Source organism: Tepidiforma sp., assembly GCF_034432735.1.
GTDB lineage: Bacteria > Chloroflexota > Dehalococcoidia > Tepidiformales > Tepidiformaceae > Tepidiforma.
Genome location: NZ_DAOUBJ010000040.1, coordinates 1 through 16,925 on the forward strand (window position 1 = coordinate 1; position 16,925 = coordinate 16,925).

General features: G+C 68.6%; 19 protein-coding genes. 10 read left to right on the forward strand and 9 right to left on the reverse strand.

What is annotated here, in order from left to right:
• The 7 genes from VAE53_RS04050 to VAE53_RS04080 all read left to right on the forward strand — a co-directional run.
• A partial coding sequence (locus VAE53_RS04050; protein WP_322818084.1) for a flagellar hook-length control protein FliK occupies positions 1-1,029 on the forward strand: 1,029 nt, incomplete at its 5' end.
• Positions 1,030-1,041: 12 nt separating this feature from the next.
• Positions 1,042-1,599 (forward strand): flagellar hook capping FlgD N-terminal domain-containing protein, encoded by a 558-nt coding sequence (locus VAE53_RS04055; RefSeq protein WP_322818085.1) that lies wholly within the window; start codon positions 1,042-1,044, stop codon positions 1,597-1,599.
• Complete coding sequence (locus VAE53_RS04060; RefSeq protein WP_322818086.1) at positions 1,596-1,961, forward strand: TIGR02530 family flagellar biosynthesis protein; 366 nt, start codon at positions 1,596-1,598, stop codon at positions 1,959-1,961. The genes VAE53_RS04055 and VAE53_RS04060 overlap by 4 nt, the downstream gene beginning before the upstream one ends.
• A gap of 81 nt (positions 1,962-2,042) precedes the next feature.
• Positions 2,043-3,326 (forward strand): flagellar hook protein FlgE, encoded by a 1,284-nt coding sequence (locus VAE53_RS04065; protein WP_322818087.1) that lies wholly within the window; start codon positions 2,043-2,045, stop codon positions 3,324-3,326.
• A 52-nt stretch (positions 3,327-3,378) separates the two neighbouring features.
• Complete coding sequence (locus tag VAE53_RS04070) at positions 3,379-4,356, forward strand: hypothetical protein (protein WP_322818088.1); 978 nt, start codon at positions 3,379-3,381, stop codon at positions 4,354-4,356.
• A 24-nt stretch (positions 4,357-4,380) separates the two neighbouring features.
• Positions 4,381-4,821: a hypothetical protein gene (locus VAE53_RS04075; protein WP_322818089.1), complete on the forward strand. Its 441-nt coding sequence runs from the start codon at positions 4,381-4,383 to the stop codon at positions 4,819-4,821.
• A 41-nt stretch (positions 4,822-4,862) separates the two neighbouring features.
• The gene (locus VAE53_RS04080; RefSeq protein WP_322818090.1) at positions 4,863-5,639 is read left to right on the forward strand and encodes a hypothetical protein; all 777 of its coding nucleotides are present in this window, start codon (positions 4,863-4,865) and stop codon (positions 5,637-5,639) included.
• On the opposite strand, the gene VAE53_RS04085 is transcribed toward VAE53_RS04080, so the two are convergent.
• From VAE53_RS04085 to VAE53_RS04095, 3 genes are all read right to left on the reverse strand, one after another.
• Complete coding sequence (locus VAE53_RS04085) at positions 5,636-6,427, reverse strand: enoyl-CoA hydratase-related protein (protein WP_322818091.1); 792 nt, start codon at positions 6,425-6,427, stop codon at positions 5,636-5,638. The two genes, VAE53_RS04080 and VAE53_RS04085, sit on opposite strands and share 4 nt — an antisense overlap.
• Before the next feature lie 81 nt (positions 6,428-6,508).
• Complete coding sequence (locus VAE53_RS04090) at positions 6,509-7,405, reverse strand: hypothetical protein (RefSeq protein WP_322818092.1); 897 nt, start codon at positions 7,403-7,405, stop codon at positions 6,509-6,511.
• Positions 7,402-7,980 carry an RDD family protein gene (locus VAE53_RS04095; protein WP_322818093.1) on the reverse strand — a complete coding sequence of 193 codons (579 nt, stop codon included), beginning with the start codon at positions 7,978-7,980 and terminating at the stop codon, positions 7,402-7,404. Before VAE53_RS04095 ends, VAE53_RS04090 begins: the two co-directional genes overlap by 4 nt.
• 80 nt (positions 7,981-8,060) lie before the next feature.
• Here VAE53_RS04095 and VAE53_RS04100 point away from each other — a divergent pair, with 80 nt between their 5' ends.
• Together VAE53_RS04100 and VAE53_RS04105 are read left to right on the forward strand one after the other, a co-directional pair.
• Positions 8,061-9,302 (forward strand): hypothetical protein, encoded by a 1,242-nt coding sequence (locus VAE53_RS04100; protein WP_322818094.1) that lies wholly within the window; start codon positions 8,061-8,063, stop codon positions 9,300-9,302.
• On the forward strand, positions 9,299-9,727 hold the full coding sequence (locus tag VAE53_RS04105) for a VanZ family protein (protein WP_322818095.1): 429 nt from the start codon (positions 9,299-9,301) through the stop codon (positions 9,725-9,727). The genes VAE53_RS04100 and VAE53_RS04105 overlap by 4 nt, the downstream gene beginning before the upstream one ends.
• Here VAE53_RS04105 and VAE53_RS04110 read toward each other — a convergent pair.
• From VAE53_RS04110 to VAE53_RS04135, 6 genes are all read right to left on the reverse strand, one after another.
• Positions 9,675-9,896 carry a hypothetical protein gene (locus VAE53_RS04110; RefSeq protein WP_322818096.1) on the reverse strand — a complete coding sequence of 74 codons (222 nt, stop codon included), beginning with the start codon at positions 9,894-9,896 and terminating at the stop codon, positions 9,675-9,677. The two genes, VAE53_RS04105 and VAE53_RS04110, sit on opposite strands and share 53 nt — an antisense overlap.
• A 30-nt stretch (positions 9,897-9,926) precedes the next feature.
• The gene (locus VAE53_RS04115) at positions 9,927-11,198 is read right to left on the reverse strand and encodes an MFS transporter (RefSeq protein WP_322818097.1); all 1,272 of its coding nucleotides are present in this window, start codon (positions 11,196-11,198) and stop codon (positions 9,927-9,929) included.
• Between the two features lie 56 nt (positions 11,199-11,254).
• The gene (locus tag VAE53_RS04120) at positions 11,255-12,505 is read right to left on the reverse strand and encodes a dihydrolipoamide acetyltransferase family protein (protein ID WP_322818098.1); all 1,251 of its coding nucleotides are present in this window, start codon (positions 12,503-12,505) and stop codon (positions 11,255-11,257) included.
• Positions 12,506-12,536: 31 nt separating this feature from the next.
• The gene (locus tag VAE53_RS04125; RefSeq protein ID WP_322818099.1) at positions 12,537-13,514 is read right to left on the reverse strand and encodes a transketolase C-terminal domain-containing protein; all 978 of its coding nucleotides are present in this window, start codon (positions 13,512-13,514) and stop codon (positions 12,537-12,539) included.
• Entirely contained in the window at positions 13,514-14,536 is a 1,023-nt protein-coding gene (locus tag VAE53_RS04130) for a thiamine pyrophosphate-dependent dehydrogenase E1 component subunit alpha (protein WP_322818100.1), read from the reverse strand. Before VAE53_RS04130 ends, VAE53_RS04125 begins: the two co-directional genes overlap by 1 nt.
• Positions 14,537-14,631: 95 nt before the next feature.
• Positions 14,632-15,891 (reverse strand): Glu/Leu/Phe/Val dehydrogenase dimerization domain-containing protein, encoded by a 1,260-nt coding sequence (locus tag VAE53_RS04135; protein ID WP_322818101.1) that lies wholly within the window; start codon positions 15,889-15,891, stop codon positions 14,632-14,634.
• Positions 15,892-15,976: 85 nt separating this feature from the next.
• Here VAE53_RS04135 and VAE53_RS04140 point away from each other — a divergent pair.
• On the forward strand, positions 15,977-16,925 hold a 949-nt coding region (locus VAE53_RS04140; RefSeq protein WP_322818102.1), incomplete at its 3' end, for a D-glycerate dehydrogenase.

Below are 16,925 nucleotides of genomic sequence, written 5' to 3' on the forward strand. Positions count from 1 at the left end.
GGCGCCCCGGCCCAGCGACTGCCCGCTGCCCCGCCGGTCGAAACACTGCCCGCCGCCCCCTCGAACTCCGGCGCCCCGGCGCCACTCGCCGCCCAACCCCCCGGAGACCAACCCCCGAATCCCGCCGAACCCACCACCGTCACACCCCCGAACAACACCCGCGCTGACGCGCCCGCGCCGCCCACCACCACCCAGACCGAGCCCATCCTCCCGCCTGCCGCCGGCGCAGCGACAGATGCCCACCCCGGCCAACCCACCCAATCGGTCGCAGCCCCCCAACCCACCGAGCCCGACAACCCCGCCGCGCCTGGCCAGCCCGCCCAAACCGGAGCACCCCCGCTCCCCGCCGACATCGCCGAGCAGCCATCCCCCCAAGGCGTGGTCCGCCCCGTCGGGAACGCCAAAGCAGAGCCCGAAACCCAGCAACGCCCCGTGCCCGCCACCCAAGAGCATCGGCCCCTCCCCCGCGCCGCCGAGCCCGCCATCCAGCACGCCGCGCCCAACTCCGCCGTCGCACAACTCCGCGAATCCGCCCCGGCTCCGAGCGCATCCGCCCCCCAGCCCACCCCACCCGCCCCCGAGCCCGCCCCGCAGGCCATCCAGAACCTCGATGCCCTCGCCACCACCGTCATCGAGCGCGTCGAATCCGGGGGCGGCGAAGCCCGCATCCACCTCGAGCCCGCCGGGCTCGGTGAAATCACCATCCACCTCCACGCCCGCCACGACGCCGTCCATCTCGACGTCCACGCCGAAACCCCCGAGGCCGTCCAGCTCCTCCGCGACGCCGCCACCGACCTCTCCTCACTCCTCGGACAGCGCGGACTCAACCTCGCCGGCCTCGATATCGGCCTCGGCTCACGGTCCGGCGGCGGGGGCAGCCCCTGGGCATCCGATACCGCCCCTCGCCCGCAAGCAGCGCCCGGCCAATTCGCCGCCCTCCTCGGCATCGACGACCCCGCCGCCCTCGCCCGCGAACAGCGGCTCCGCGCCGCCTACAACCCCGATGGCTCGCTCCTCTACCGCATCTAAAAGGTAAGCGCCATGGCAGGACTGCAAATCGACCCCATCACCGGCCTCAAAAACGCCACCTACGCCCCATCGACCGGCACCCCCAACAACGAGCTCAGCCAGGTCGACTTCATGAAACTCATCATCGCCCAAATGCGGAACCAAAACCCCCTCGAACCCCAAAAAGACTCCGACTGGATGGCGCAAATGGCACAGTTCGAAGCCCTCAACCAGATGCGCGCCGTCGCCACCGGAATCAAAGCCCTCCAAGGGCTCAGCGAACTCACCAGCGCCGCCGGCCTCATCGGCAAAACCATCACCGGCAAACAAGTCGACGCCATCGCCATCACCCGCGACATGGTCGCCCGCGAAAAATACGGCCGCCCCTTCGCCCAGCTCACCTCCTTCGAGCGCATCGCCGTCAACGAAGACCAACGCGTCGTCGCCGCCGCTGCCGACCTCCCCAACGCCGGCCGAGAAATCACCGGCACCGTCCAAAAAGTCGTCATGGATAGCTCCGGTATCCCCTTCCTCCTCATCGACGGCAAAGTCGTCGACCTCTTCACCGTCAGCCAGGTGCAACAGCCATGATCGACCGCACCGCCCCTATCGGCCCCGAATCGGCGAGGCCCACCCCCACGTCGCGCGCACCGCAAACCCCCGCCGCCCAATTCGGCGACCTGCTCCAGCGCGCCAGCACCCGCCTCTCCCTCTCCAACCACGCCGCCAAGCGCATCGAACGCCGCGACCTCGCCCTCGATGCCCCAAAGCTCCAACGCCTCGATGCCGCCATCGACCGCGCCGCCAGCAAAGGCGCACGCAGCACCGTCGTCATGCTCGACAACCTCGCCGTCATCGTCGATGTCCCCGGCCGAACCGTCGTCACCGCCCTCGACACCACCACCCGAAAGGAGAACGTCTTCACCAACATCGATTCCGTCGTCATCGCCTAGCCGAACCGGGCCGGTCCGCTCGTCGGAGGCCCGATCCACACCGCCACCCCAACACCACCAGCGAAAGGATCGCCTACCACCATGATGCGAGCACTCTTCTCCGCCATCTCCGGCATGAAAAACCACATGGCCTTCATGGACGTCGTCGGCAACAACATCGCCAACGTCAACACCATCGCCTTCAAATCCTCCCGCGTCACCTTCCAAGACATCCTCGGCCAGACCGTCCGGGGCGCCAGCAGCCCCCAAGCCGGTCGCGGCGGCTCCAACCCAGCCCAAATTGGCCTCGGCATGCAGCTCGGCGGCATCGACAACATCATGACCCAGGGCTCCCTCCAGAGCACCGGCAAACTCACCGACTTCGCCATCCAGGGCGACGGCTTCTTCGTCGTCTCCGATGGCACCCGCAACTACTACACCCGAGACGGCGCCTTCGACATCGATGTCGCCGGCAACCTCGTCAACCCCAACACCGGCCTCAAAGTCATGGGCTGGAAAGCCGACCCCAGCGGCCTCGTCGACCCCGAAGGGCCACTCCAGCCACTCTCCATCCCCTTCGGCACCCGCATCAGCGCCCGCGCCACCAGCAACGTCGTCATGGCCGGCAACCTCGACGCCGGAACCCCCACCTACAGCGCCGGCCCACCCCCTACTGGCCTCGTCGGCTCCACCCTCACCGTCTACGACTCCCTCGGCAACGCAATTACCCTCAAACTCGAATTCCGAAAAAACGCCAGCCCCAACACCTGGGACGTCTTCGCCTACTACGACGACGACGGCAACAACAGCACCGCCGACGTCCAAGTCACCCCGACGCCCGGCCAGCTCGTCTTCGACGCCGCAACCGGCGCCCTCCAGACCCCCGCCAACGGCCTCCTCAACTTCTCCCTCGGCACCCTGCCCAGCGACGCCCAAACCCCGCTCGCCTTCGATATCGACTTCGCCACACTCACCCAGTTCGCCGGCCAGAGCCAGCTCAACATCTCCAGCCAGGACGGCGCACCAGCCGGCGCCCTCGTCTCCTTCGCCGTCGGGTCCACCGGCGAAATCACCGGCATCTACTCCAACGGCGCCAACCAGATCATCGGCCAGCTCGCCCTCGCCAGCTTCGTCAACCCCGGTGGCCTCCAGCGCCAAGGCCAAAACCTCTGGGCGCCCAGTGCCAACTCCGGCGAACCCATCATCGGCGCACCCAACACCAACGGACGCGGCTCCGTCAGCACTGGCACCCTCGAATCCTCCAACGTCGACCTCGCCCAACAGTTCACCAACGTCATCCTCGCCCAGCGCGGCTTCCAGTCATCCTCCCGCGTCATCACCGCCGGCGACCAGATGCTGCAAGACCTCGTCAACATCATCCGCTAACCCTCGCTCCGGCTGGGGGCGGCTCGCCCGCCCCCAGCCCACCCCCTCCACCATGCAGCGCACCACCCTCGGCCGCGTCAACCGAATCGCCAGCCTCGCCGTCCTCCCGGTCATGCTCCTGGCGATACTCGCGTTTTCCCGGCAAGCCCAGCGCCAATCCACCGCCACACCCCCCACCGAAGGGCTCCTCGTCGTCGCCGGGCTCCGCACCGACCAGCTCACCCTCCTCGACCTCGCCCGCCAAACCTCCGCCTCCCTCGCCCTCCCCGCAGCACCACACGAACTCGCCACCATCCAAAACCGCCTCTACGTCACCCTCACCCGTGCCGACCTCCTCGCCGAAATCGACCCCCACGCACCCGGCTTGCTCCGCCTCCTCTCCCTCGACGGACGCCCCCACGGCCTCGCCGCCTCCCCGTCCGGCCCCGTCCTCTACATCACCCTCGGCGATGCCAACGCCCTCGTCGCACTCGACGCAGCCTCCCTCCGCGAACTCGACCGCTGGCCCACCGGCCAAACCCCACACGCCGTGGCCATCGCCCAAGGCATCCCCCACCTCGCCGCAGCCCGCGCCGACCGCGTCGAAACCGTCCGTCCCACCGGCGGGACCTCCGCCCCTGCCGGCCGCCTACCCGAAACCATCGCCGCCCTCCCCGATGCCGTCGTCGCAGCCAGTTACCTCGACGGAAACCTCCACATCTACCACCCCGTCACCCTCCAACCGAACGCCACCCTCCACCTCGGCGGCGGACCCGTCCGCGTCATCCCCCTCGACCACCACACCGTCGCCGTCGCCCTCCAGCAAGCCGACCGAGTTGCCATCGTCGACCTCGCCGCAGCGAAAATCGTCCGCCTCCTCGACGTCCCCGCCCGCCCCGACGGCCTCTGTCTTTCCCCATCCGGCGCCTACCTCGCAGTCGCATCCAACGGCGATAGCAGCGTGACCGTCTTCCAAACCAGCCATTGGCGCATCGCCGCCCGCCTCCAAGTGCCCCAGGGGCCCGGTGCCTGCCTCTGGCTCCCGGGTTGACCGGGCACCTCTCGCCGCCGCACCATGAACGAACCTCCGCGTGCGGTGATGGGCATGCTCGTCGGCCAGCGCTGTCGCCTCGGTGGCCGCTTCACCCGTTGCAACGACACCGCCGAAGATACCTGCCAGTACTGCGGCAAACCCTTCTGCGCACGCCACACCTACTACCGCCAAGACCACGAAGCCGTCTGCACCGCCCCCCGCTGCCGCGCCAAGCGCGACGACCTCGTCGCCTACCAGGCGTACCGCCGCAGCGTCGCCGCCCGGAACCAGGCAGGCCTCTGCGGCATCGAAGGCTGCACCCCACACCCGAGCCACGAGTGCTCCCTCTGCCGCGGCCACTTCTGCCATCTCCACGTCCGCCAACGCATGTACCCCTTCCGCCAAGGCTGGGTCACCATCGAACGCCCCGCCTCCGTCTGCGCCCACTGCTGGCAGCGGCGAAAAATCTGGCGCGGCGCCTGAACTCGGACCAGCCCCACTCCCGTGCTACCATCGACCTCGGAATGGCGCTCCGCCCTGGCCCAACGCCCGTCATCGATGGCCCCGAACATGAGCCCGCCGGCCTGCCCGCGCCCGACGAAATCATCGTCCGCATGCGCCAAGCCATCGCGTCCGGCCAGCACTGGTTCGAAGCCCTCCTGGATGCCGTCGGCCGCTGGCGCCTCCCCGAAGAGGTCGTCGACGGCCGACACTATCGCTACCTCATCGCCAACGAAGCCTTCGATTGGCTCCTCCTCGCCGAGCGCCTCCTCGATGCCGCCGCCGACCTCGTACCCCCCGCCGAGCGAGAAGCCCTCCTCTGGAGCAACCGCTGGCCCGAAGACCTCGAAATCGACGACGCCGAATTCGCCCGCCGCATCGGCCCCGCCAAATACAGCGCCCACCTCAACTACCTCTACGGCATCCTCGTCGAAGAAGCCCTCCAGCTCGCCGTCGAAGAAGAGATCCACAAAGAAATCCGCGCCCGCGTTTGGGGGTTCGACCAGCGAGTCGACGAAACCATGTACCAACGCATCTACGGCAAAACGCGCGACGAACTCCTCGCCCTCCACTACCAAGAAACCGGCACCATCATGCGCGGCCACGTCTCCCTCGGCGATTGGAAAGCCTTCACCTACTGGCTCTTCAAACACCGCCTCAAATCGCAGGATCGCGCCCGGATCGCAAGCGACACCCGCAAAGGCCTCGCCCAGCTCACCCGCATGGAGCACGCCGTGCGCGACCGACGCCACGGCGCACCCCTCGACGACGCCATCTTCGCCGCTCGCTACACCGCCTAGCGCCCCTTCCACTCCGGCGGCCGCTTCTCCGCGAACGCCCGCGGCCCCTCGATCGCGTCCTCGCTCGCGCGCCGGCGCACCTCCCACTCGTACCGCTGCGCACCCGCCTCCTCCACGCTCAAGTGCAGCCCCCGCATCGCCGCCTCCTTCGTCGCCCGAACCGAGAGCGGCGCGCACCGCAAAATATCCTCCACCCAACGCTCGACCGCCCCATCGAGCTCATGGAGCGGCACCACCTCGTTCACCAGCCCAAGCTCCGCAGCCCGGTGTGCCGGAATATGCCGCCCCGTCAACATGTACCCCATCGCGATTTTCAAGGGCAGCTGCCGTGGAAGCCGATGCACCCCCAACGCCCCCGCAATCAGCCCCCGCCGCGGCTCCGGCAACCCCAGTTCCGCATGCTCGGCCGCAACGATGATGTCGCACGCCAGCGCCATCTCCAGGCCGCCGCCCAGCGCAAATCCGTTCACCCGGGCAATGATCGGCTTGAACAGATCGAACCGATTCGTAATCCCACCGAATCCCCCCGGCGGCCACGACAGGCTCGGCCGCTCCTCCTTCGGGAGCCGCGAAACCTCCGCCGTGTACTTCAAATCGTTCCCCGCCGAAAACGCGCGTTCCCCCTCCCCTGTCAGCACCGCCACCCACGCGTCGTCGTCCCCCGCGAACCGGTCCCACGCCTCGTTCAGCTCCCAGCTCGCCGGCGGATGGAGCGCATTCATCACCTCCGGCCGCGTGATCGTGATCGTCACCACGTGCCCCTTCTTCTCGTAACGGCAAAACTCCACCGACTGTCCCTCCAGGTCTCGTGCCCGCCATTCTGGCCGCTACCCCTGCCGCTGGCAAAGGGCACCCCGGCAACGGCGCCCTCAGCCCGCCTCCCCCTCGTCCGCCCCCACCCGCTCCTCGGAGCGCTCCCTGCCAACCGGCTCGCCCACACGCCGCTCCACCACCTCCAGCACCCACGCAGCCACCACCAGCGCTAGCCCCCCGCCAGTCACGATCGCCCCATTCCTCGTACCTGCCGAAAAGGCAGCCTGCACCACCGCCCGAAGGTCCGCCATGAACGGATCGTCACCCCCCAACTGCCCCACCAAACCCCAGGCTGCGAAGCTCAGCGCCGCACCGCCCACACCGCCCAACGCCATCGCCGCGGCCGGAGCCCGCATCCGACTCCAGCCCGTCGACATCGCCCCGAGGAGCGCCGCCAACACCGCCGCCAGCCCCGCCAACACCACGGCCGCCGCTCCCGCCCGTTCGTGCGTCCCGCGCGAAAGTTGCCCTGCCGCCAGCTCCAACAGACCCTCCAACGACAGCCGGTCGATCGCCTGGTCCCCCGTCCGATCGAACACACCCAGCCCCTCCGCGTACACCAATGCCGCCGAGCGGTCGAGCAGCAGGCCCCGAAGCTCGGCCGCATCACCAGCGCGCACCTCATCCGCCCCCACCACAATCGGAAGCGGATACCCCGGCAGCTCCAGCGGCCCCTCCGACCGAACCGCCTCCGCCCGCAACGCCTCCCCGTTCTCCGCGAGAAACACATCGATGTCCGTCAAGCTCGCCACCACCGACCGGAGCATCGGAAGGGCCGTCGCCTCCGCCGTCACCTGCCAGACGCTCACCGCCAGCACGAGCCCGAATGTCGCCAGTGCCAACGCCACCGCCACCAACGACCTCCGCCCGTCCCGCGACCCCGCCACCTCCGCGTACAACCGCTCGCGGGTCGAGAGCCCGCCCTCCGCCTCCAACTCGAACCGATCGCTCACACCAGTCGCACCACGATCGTGCCCGCCAGCCGGTCGTGCAACGTCCGCCGGTGGCGGTCGAAAGCAGCCCACAGAATGCCCGCTGCCGCAAGCACGAACGCCACGCCGAGCGCCAGGCCCGCGAGCAACGCCGACTCCCGCAACGCGTACGCCGCCACCACCCCGATGCCCGCCAACAACACGTAGAAAAGCTGCCCGATCACCCGCGCCATCGCCCCCAACACACCCAGAGGACGCCCATCCGAGCGAACCACCATCAGCTGCATCACCGCCGCACCGACCGTCTGCCCCTTCCACGCAAAACCCACGAAAAAATAGAGCACCAGCGCCAAAGGAATCAGCCCGACACAGACCCAGAACGCAGAAAGCGCCGTCGCCGAAGGCTCAACCCGTTCGAAGTCCGAAGAAATCAGCACGATCAGCGACCCCGCCGTCACCAACAGCGCCGCGATGATGAACATCACCAGCACATCCAGCGCCCCGGCCGCCACCCGCGATTCGAACGAAGCATAGTGCAGCCGGTACGCCGGCCTCCGGCCGCCGCCACGCGTCTCCATCGTTGCCTCAGCGCCCATCCCCGCCAGTCTACGACGGACCCCGTAAGGCGGTAGCACCTTCACCCCGCCTGCCCCAGCCGCCAGGTACAGTTACCGTCATGGCCGCCCCCTCCGTCGCTCACGGCCCGCCGGCCGACCTCCACCCCTGGCACCCACACACCTGGTTGCTCGCCTTCACCCTCGCCGGACTCCTCGGCATCCTTCTCGGCGCTGCCCTCACCCTCTTCGCCCCCCGCGGAGAGTTCGCCACCTACCGCTACCACCTCTGGCGTTGGGAGGCCCAAACCCTCGTCCCCACGCTCGCCCACATCACCGGGCTCGGGCCCTCCACCGCCCAAGCTACCAACGAATACGCCGTCCTCCAGTACTTCGCCCTCACCTCCCGAATCCGCGCCGAAACCGCCCGCGAACAACCCGACCTCCAACTCATCGCAACCCTCGAGAACGAGCGCGCAACCTACGAAAACGACGTCGAGCGGTTCATCTCCTCCGGCATCGCCAGCGTCGTCGCCGCTGCCAACCTCCAACGCCCCTTGCCGCTCTTCAGCGACATCCGAATCACCTGGCCGCCCATCGCCTTCGAACTCACCAGCCCACCCCGACTCCTCGTCCGCTCACCCCGCGACCGGATCGAGCGACTCGGCGATACCCTCCTCCAGCCCGGCCTCACCCTCGCCGAAATCGAACGCATCGAGGCCCGTGCCGATTCCCCCAATACCGTCTCCCTCGTCGTTTCCCTCGGCGGACTCGCAGCCTACCCCGCCATCGTCCGCGACGACCGCTCCTACGCAGCCATCCTCGAAACCGCAGCCCACGAATGGGTCCACCACTACCTCGCCTTCTACCCCCTCGGCCAGCAGTGGGGAAAAGGTGGCGATGCCGAGGCGCTCAACGAAACCGTCGCCTCCATCGCCGGACGCGAAATCGCCCGCCTCGTCATGCTCCGCCACCCCCTCCAATTCCCACCCGGCGAAGACGGCAGCGGTCCGGCACCCAACCGCAACCCTGCCATCGACTTCGACGCCGAAATGCGCAGCCTCCGCCTCGCCGTCGACGACCTCCTCGCCCAAGGACGCATCGCCCAAGCCGAGCAACTCATGGAAGAAAAGCGCCGCTACCTCGCCGAGAACGGCATCGCCATCCGCAAAATCAACCAGGCCTACTTCGCCTTCTACGGCACCTACGCCGATAGCCCCCAATCCTCCAACCCGATCGGCCCGCTCTTCGAAACCCTCTGGCAACGGACCGGCGACATCGGGGAGTTCCTCCGCATCGCCCGCGACATCACCAGCCGCCAAGAGCTCGAAGCCGCCCTCGCCAGCCTCGAACCAGCACCATGACCCGACGCGAAGCCCTTCCCTGGCTCGCTGCACTCCTCGCCTGGGCCACCCTCATCTTCGTCCTCTCCAGCTTCCCCAACCCGCCCGGTCCCAGGGTCACCGAGCCCCGCGCCATCGCCGCCCACGTCGCCGTGTACGCCGTCTTCGGCTACCTCGCCCAACAAGCGCTCCACCGCTCGCGCATCGCCCGCCCATCGACCGTCACCCTCGCCGCCTGGCTGCTCGCCGTCGCCTACGGCATCTCCGATGAATTCCACCAAACGTTCGTCCCCAACCGCCACGCCAGCGCCCTCGACGTCCTCGCCGATGCCATCGGCGCCGCCGTTGGCGTCGCGTTCGGCTGGTGGCGAGCGCGTCGCCAGCCAGGGCCCGTCAGCCGAACAGCGGTCCCCCAGGGTCCAGCACGCTCCCGTCGAGCGCGATGACAGCCGGGCGCTCCTCGCAGTACCCCTCGTTCTCGCACTTGTCGAACACGAACGCCCCGCGCCTCTTGTCGAACGCGATCTTCCACGTCCCGATCACCGGGCTGCTCGGGCCCTCCTCCCGTGCCCGTTCCAGAATCGCGATCAGCGCGGCCAGCTCTTCCCTGCCCATATCGCTCCCTCTCGTGGATACCCCGCAAGCTTAGTCGCCACCCGCTGGTTGCGGTAGCGTCTCCACCGGAGCGGCCGCCCCTGCGCGCTCCCGCAACGGGAGCCCGGCGAGCCAAGCCGCCCCGACGATAACCAACACGCCCGTCGCCATCGCCGCCAGCGTCTCCCGCTCCCCGATGCGGTCCGCGAGCGCCCCGAACGGATACGCCACGAGCCCGTTCACCCCCCAAGCCAGCATCGTCAGCGACATCACCCGCCCGTGGTACGCCGGCTCCGCCTCCCGCATCACGATCGCATTGTTCAGCACCTGGAAGGCCCCCGTCCCCGAACCCACCGCAACCATCGCCATCACCGCAACCAGGAAACTCGGCGCCACCGCAAGGAACCCCAGCGAGAGCCCCAGCACCAGCCCACCAGCTGCCATCAGCGTCCACGCATGGCGCGAACTCGCCGCCCCAGCCATAGCCAGCGACACCACGAATCCGCTCGCAGCCCCCGCCGCCATCAACAGCGCCATGTCCTTCGACGATCGCCCCAGCTGGTTCTCCAAAAAACCCGGTAGCACCACGAAGTAGGAAAACCCCGCCATGATCACCCCGATGAACGTCACCACCGCCAGCATCAGCCGCTTCCGCTCCCGGATGTGCCGCACCCCCAGGATGAGATCGTCGCGAAACGAGCGCCCCCCACGCGCCACCGTCCGCGACGGCGGCAACATCGCCAGGCTCCCCACCACGAACACGAACAGCCCGCCCATGAACAGATACGTACCACCCGTGCCAATGAACGAAACCCCGATCAGCCCCGCCGCAACGAACGGCCCAACCACCCGCGTCAACGTCATTCCCACCTGCTGCAACGCAATCCCGTTCGGCAGATCCTTCGGCGGCAATAGCTCACCCACCCATGCCTGGCGCGCCGGCCCGATGAACGAAAACACCGCACCCATCACCAGCGTCGAAAGCGCCAGCAGCGGAATCGTGATCGCATCCCGCACGATCAGAACGCCCACCACCACGAAGTTCAGCCCGATCGACGTCTGCCCGATCAACAGCAGTCGGCGTTTCGAAACCCGATCCGCCACCACCCCCCCGAACGGCGACACGAGAATCGTCGCCAGCCCCATCCCCAGCGAGACGAACCCCACCGCCCCGTTCCGCCCCGTCAAGTCGAACGCCACCACCGCCTGCACCACCGACGACATCATGAACGCCAGGAACGCCAGCGACGTCCCGATCCAGAGCACACGGTAGTCCCGGTACTCCAGCGCCTTGAACGTCCTGGCGAACCACGCGCCAACCATTCACCCCATCCTAACGGTAAGGGTGCTCCCCTCGCCACCCATCCTCCCCCGACAGCTCATTCCGGCCCACCCCCTCCGCCCTCCAGGTAACCGCGAAGCGTCGCCAGGAACCTCCCCGCCTCCAGCCCGTCCAGCGCCCGATGATCGAAGCTCAGACAGACATTCGCCAACTGTCGAATCGCCAACGCATCCTCCCCAACCACCACCGGGCGTCGCACCACCCGCTCCAACGTCACGATCGCCACCTGCGGCGGCAGCACCAGCGGCTTCGACGCGATCGACCCGAACGCACCCGTATTGTTCACCGTGAACGTGCCCCCCTCCACATCCCCCACCGTCAGCTGCCGCTCACGAGCCCGCCGGACCAGCTCCTCCAGCCGCACCGCAAGCCCCTCCGCGCTCAGCTCGCCCGCATCGTGGAGCACCGGCACCACCAACCCCCAGTCCGTCGCCACCGCCACCCCGATGTTCAGCCGGCGCCAAACCCTCACCTCGCCATCCTCCAACCGGGCATTCAACCTCGGGTGCTCCCGCAGCGCTCGACACACCGCTTCGATGAACAGCGGCAAGAACGTCACCTTTCGCCCCGACAGCTGCCCCTCCAGCGCCGCCCGGCGCGCCGCCAGCCGCGTCATATCCACCTCCACCATCGTCCACGCCTGCGGGACCTCCCGGTTCGACCTGGCCATGTTCTCCGCGATCGTCTTCCGAACCCCCACCAACGGAACCACCGAAACATCCGCACCCGCAGAAGCTGCAACGCCCACCGGCGGCGCCTCGGGCTCCGCCGAGCGTGGTCCGGTCACCCCCGCACCAGCGCGCGCCACATACGCCTCCACATCCTTCCGCGTCACCCGCCCACCGATCCCCGTACCCGGCACCAGCGAGAGATCCACCCCGTGCAGCTCGGCCAGCCGCTGGACCGCCGGCGAATAAAAGCGGCGCCGGCCCCCACCGGGAGCCTCGGCCCCACTCGCCGGAGTCCCGGGCGTAGCCAGCGCCGCCCTCCCCACAGGCCGAAGTTCCACCTCCCCCCGAGCCGCCCCCGGCGCCAGCCCGGCTGCCGTCCCCCCGGCCTCCTCCACCTCGCAAAGCGCCGCACCCACCGCCACCGTCTCGCCCTGAGGAACCAGAATCCGACGCAGCACCCCCGCCACCGGCGAAGGCAGCTCAGCCGTCACCTTCTCCGTTTCGATCTCGCAGAGCGGCTCGTCGAGCGCCACCGTATCGCCCTCCGACTTCAGCCACGCCACGATCGTCCCCTCCGTCACACTCTCCCCCAGCTGCGGCATCGTCACCGTCGTCACCAGCACCCTCCTCCCGGCAGCTCCCGCTGCCTCAGTACGCAGCCAGCTCCCGGACCGTCGCGGCAATCCGCACTCGGTCCGGCATGAAGAACGCTTCCATCGCGTGGTGATACGGCATCGCCGGCACATCCGGCCCGCAGAGCCGCCGAATCGGCGCATCGAGATACTCGAACGCGTGCTCCACGATCGTCGCCGCAATCTCCGCCCCGAACCCGCCAGTCAGCGTGTCCTCGTGCACGATCAACACCTTGCCCGTCGCCTTCGCCGCCTCGCAGATCGTCTCCCGGTCCAGCGGCTGCACCGAAAGCAAATCCACCACCGTGCACTCGATCCCATCACCAGCCAACGACTCCGCCGCCGCCAGCGCCTCGTGCAGCATCAACCCCCACGCAATCACCGTCACATCGTCCCCCCGCCGCACAATCCGCGACCTCCCGATCACCGACTCCGCCGGCGCCCCATCGATCTCCTGCCGAATCAACCGGTACGTCCGCTTGTGCTCCAAGAACAACACCGGGTTCGGGTCCCTCACCGCCGCCAACAGGAGCGAACGATAGTCCGCCGGAAAGCTCGGCACCACCACCTTGATCCCCGGAATGTGCCCGTAGTAGGCCTCGATGCTTTGCGAATGATGCTGCCCCCCGTGCACCCCGCCACCCCACGGCGCCCGCACCACCATCGGCAGCCACGCATCCCCGCACGTCCGATAGCACCAGCGCGAAGCCTCGCTGCACAGCTGGTCGAACCCAGCATGAATGAAATCCGCGAACTGAATCTCGGCAATCGGCCGCATCCCATAGTGCGCCAGGCCGATGCTCACCCCGATGATCGACGATTCCGCCAGCGGCGTATCGATCACCCTCCCCGGAAAGCGCGCCGCCAGCCCATCCGTCGCCCGGAACACCCCGCCCGCCTCCACATCCTCCCCCAACACCAGCACCCGCTCGTCGCCCTCCATCGCCTCGCCGATCGCCCCACGGACCGCCTCGAGCACCGTCACCACAGCCATCACTCCCCCTCCTTGAACACGAACCCCAGCGCATCCTCCGGGGCCGGGTCCGGCTGCTGGAGCGCCCACTGCGCCGCATCTAGCACCTCCTCGTTGACCCCCGCCTCCAGCGCGGCCAGCGCCTCCTCGCTCGCCATCCCGTCCTCCACCAACCGCGTTCGCATCACCAAGAGCGGATCCTTCTTCGCCCACTCCTCCAGCTCCGCCCGTGGCCGGTAGCGCGTGTCGTCATCGTCGCTCGAATGCGGCCAGAGCCGGTAGCACTTCGCCTCGATCAAGTGCGGGCCGCCACCCCTCCGGGCCTGGTCCGCCGCCGCCTTCACCGTCTGGTACACCGCCACCGCATCCATCCCGTCCACCACCGCCGAGGGCATCCGGTACGCCCGCCCTCGGTCCGCAACATGCTCCACCGCCATCTCCTTCTCCGCCCGCTCCGAAATCGCGTAGCCGTTGTTCTCCACGAAAAAGAGCACCGGCAGCCGGTGGATCGAGGCAAAATTCAGCGCCTCGTGAAAGTCCCCCCGGCTCGTGCTCCCCTCACCGCACGAAGCAAAAACCACCAGCTCCTCGCCCCGCAGCCGAGCCCCCAGCGCGATCCCCGCCGCGTGGAGTAGTTGCGTCGCCACCACGCTCGATTGCGTCACGATGCGCCGCGCCCGATTCCCCCAGTGGGCCGGCATCTGGCGCCCGTGGCTGTTCGGGTCGTCGCGCTTGCCCAGCGCGTTCAGCATCGCCTCCCGCGCCGACATCCCGAAAACCAAGTTCACCGCGAGGTCCCGGTAGTAGGGCGCAACGAAATCCACACCTGGCCGAAGCGCCATCGCCGCCCCCACCTGCGCCGCCTCCTGCCCAACCCCCGCAATCACGAACGCCGCCAGACCCTGCCGCTGCAACGTCAACATCCGCTCGTCCAGGCGTCGCGCCAGCAGCATGTAGCGGTACATCTCCAAGAGCCGCTCCCGCGAGAGCGGGTAGCCCGGGTGCGCGCCCCCGGTCGGGCCCGTGTCCGCCGTCGTCGCCACGGCCATCACCTCCCCCGGGGCGGAACCCTGCCCACCCCGGCTGCGGCTCGCCGACGCGATTCTACACCCGCCCGCAAGCGCCCAACCGCCGCCCCTTACACAAATCCACGCAACTGAATCGCCCGCGCAACCCGCTCCAGCCCAATGTCGAACGCCGCCTCCCGTGGCTGCGTCCCATCCCGCGCCGAACGCGCCATCAGCTCATCGAACGTCGACACCATCCTCCGCTCCAGCTCCTCCAACACCCGCTCCAACGGCCAACGGAATTGCTGGATATTCTGCGTCCACTCGAAATACGAAACCGTCACCCCGCCCGCATTCGCCAAAATGTCCGGCAGCACCAACACCTTCCGCCCCCGCAGAATCGCGTCCGCCGCCGGCGTCACCGGGTGGTTCGCCGCCTCCACCACCACCCGCGCCCTCACCCGCGCCGCATTCGCCTCCGTGATCACCTCCCCGATCGCCGCTGGCACCAAGTAATCGCAATCCAACTCCAGCAGCGCCTCGTTCGTGATCGGCTCCGCCGGCTCGAAGCCCGCCACCGAACCCGCCACCGCGTACCACCGGTCCAGCGCCGCCACATCGATCCCCTCCGGGTTCCAGATACCCCCCTTCACATCGCTCACCCCCACCACCCGAAACCCCATCTCGCTCGCCACCCGAGCCGTCCAACTCCCCACATTTCCGTATCCCTGGATCGCAACCCGGATCTCCTGCGGTGGCACACCCTCCATCCGCGCCAGCTCCCGCATACAGATCGCCACCCCACGCCCAGTCGCTTGGTCGCGCCCATAGCTTCCCCCCAGCTCCACCGGCTTCCCCGTCACGATCCCCGGCGTGTACCCATACCGTGCACCGTACGCATCCATCATCCACGCCATCGTCTGCTGATTCGTTCCCATATCCGGAGCCGGAATATCCCGGTTTACCCCCAACACCATCCCGATGTGCTGGGTGTACGTCCGCGTCAGCCGATTCAACTCCGATTCGCTCATATGCGTCGGGTCGCACATCACGCCGCCCTTCGCCCCGCCGAACGGCAAATCCATCAGCGCGCACTTGTAGGTCATCAACATCGCCAGCGCCCGCACCTCGTCCAGGTCCGCCTGCGGATGGAAGCGAACCCCACCCTTGTACGGCCCACGCGCCCCGTTGTGCTGCACCCGGTACCCCTCGAAAATCCGCAGCGTCCGATCGTCCATCCGCACCGGCACCTGTGCCCGCACCTCCCTCCACGACGTCCGCAAAAGGTCCACCACCTCCGGCGGCGTATGCAGCCGATCCGCCGCCGCAATCACACTCTGGAGGACCGACTCCGTCGGCGAAACACGCCGGGGTTCACTGGTCGTGGTCATCGACGACGCTCCACCGATCGCAAATTCGCGCCAAGCCTACACCCGGCCTAGCTATCGCGCCGCGCGCACCCCACACTTCCTCAGCGTGAGCCGCATCTTCATCACCCGATCCGTCCCTGGCCCCGCCCCCCAACTCCTCCGCAACGCCGGCCACCATGTCCACATCTGGCCCGGCGAACTCCCGCCGCCCCCCGCCGACCTCGCCGCCGAACTCGCCCGCAGCGACGCCGTCATCGCCATGGTCGTCGACCGCATCACCCCCCAAATGCTCGCCGCCGCACCGCGCCTCCGGATCGTCGCCAACATGGCCGTCGGTTACGACAACATCGACCCCGCCGCCGCAGCCAGCCTCGGCATTTGGGTCACCAACACCCCAGGCGTCCTCGCCGAAACCACCGCCGACCTCGCCATCGCCCTCCTCCTCGCCGCAGCCCGCCGCGTCGTCGAAGCCGACCGCCACACCCGCGCCGGCGGCTGGAAAACCTGGTCGCCCACCGCCTTCCTCGGCCACGACGTCTTCGGCGCCACCCTCGGCATCGTCGGACTCGGCGAAATCGGCGAAGCCCTCGCCCGCCGCGCACGCGGCTTCCGCATGCGCATCCTCTACCACTCCCGAACCCGCAAGCCCGCCCTCGAAGCCGACCTCGGCCTCGCCTACCGCCCACTCCCACAGCTACTCGCCGAAGCCGACTTCGTCTCCCTCCACACCCCGCTCACCCCCCAGACCCGCCACCTCCTCGATGCCACCGCCTTCGCCGCCATGAAGCCAGGCGCCATCCTCGTCAACACCGCACGGGGCGAGGTCGTCGACCAAGACGCCCTCGCCCAAGCCCTCCAGAGCGGCCACCTCGGCGGCGCCGCCCTCGACGTCACCACCCCCGAGCCCCTCCCCCTCGACCATCCCCTCTACACCTTCCCCAACGTCATCATCACCCCGCACATCGGCTCCGCCAGCCATACCACCCGCGCCAGAATGGCCGAGATCGCCGCCGCCAACATCATCGCCGTCCTCGCCGGCCGCGAACCGCCCAACC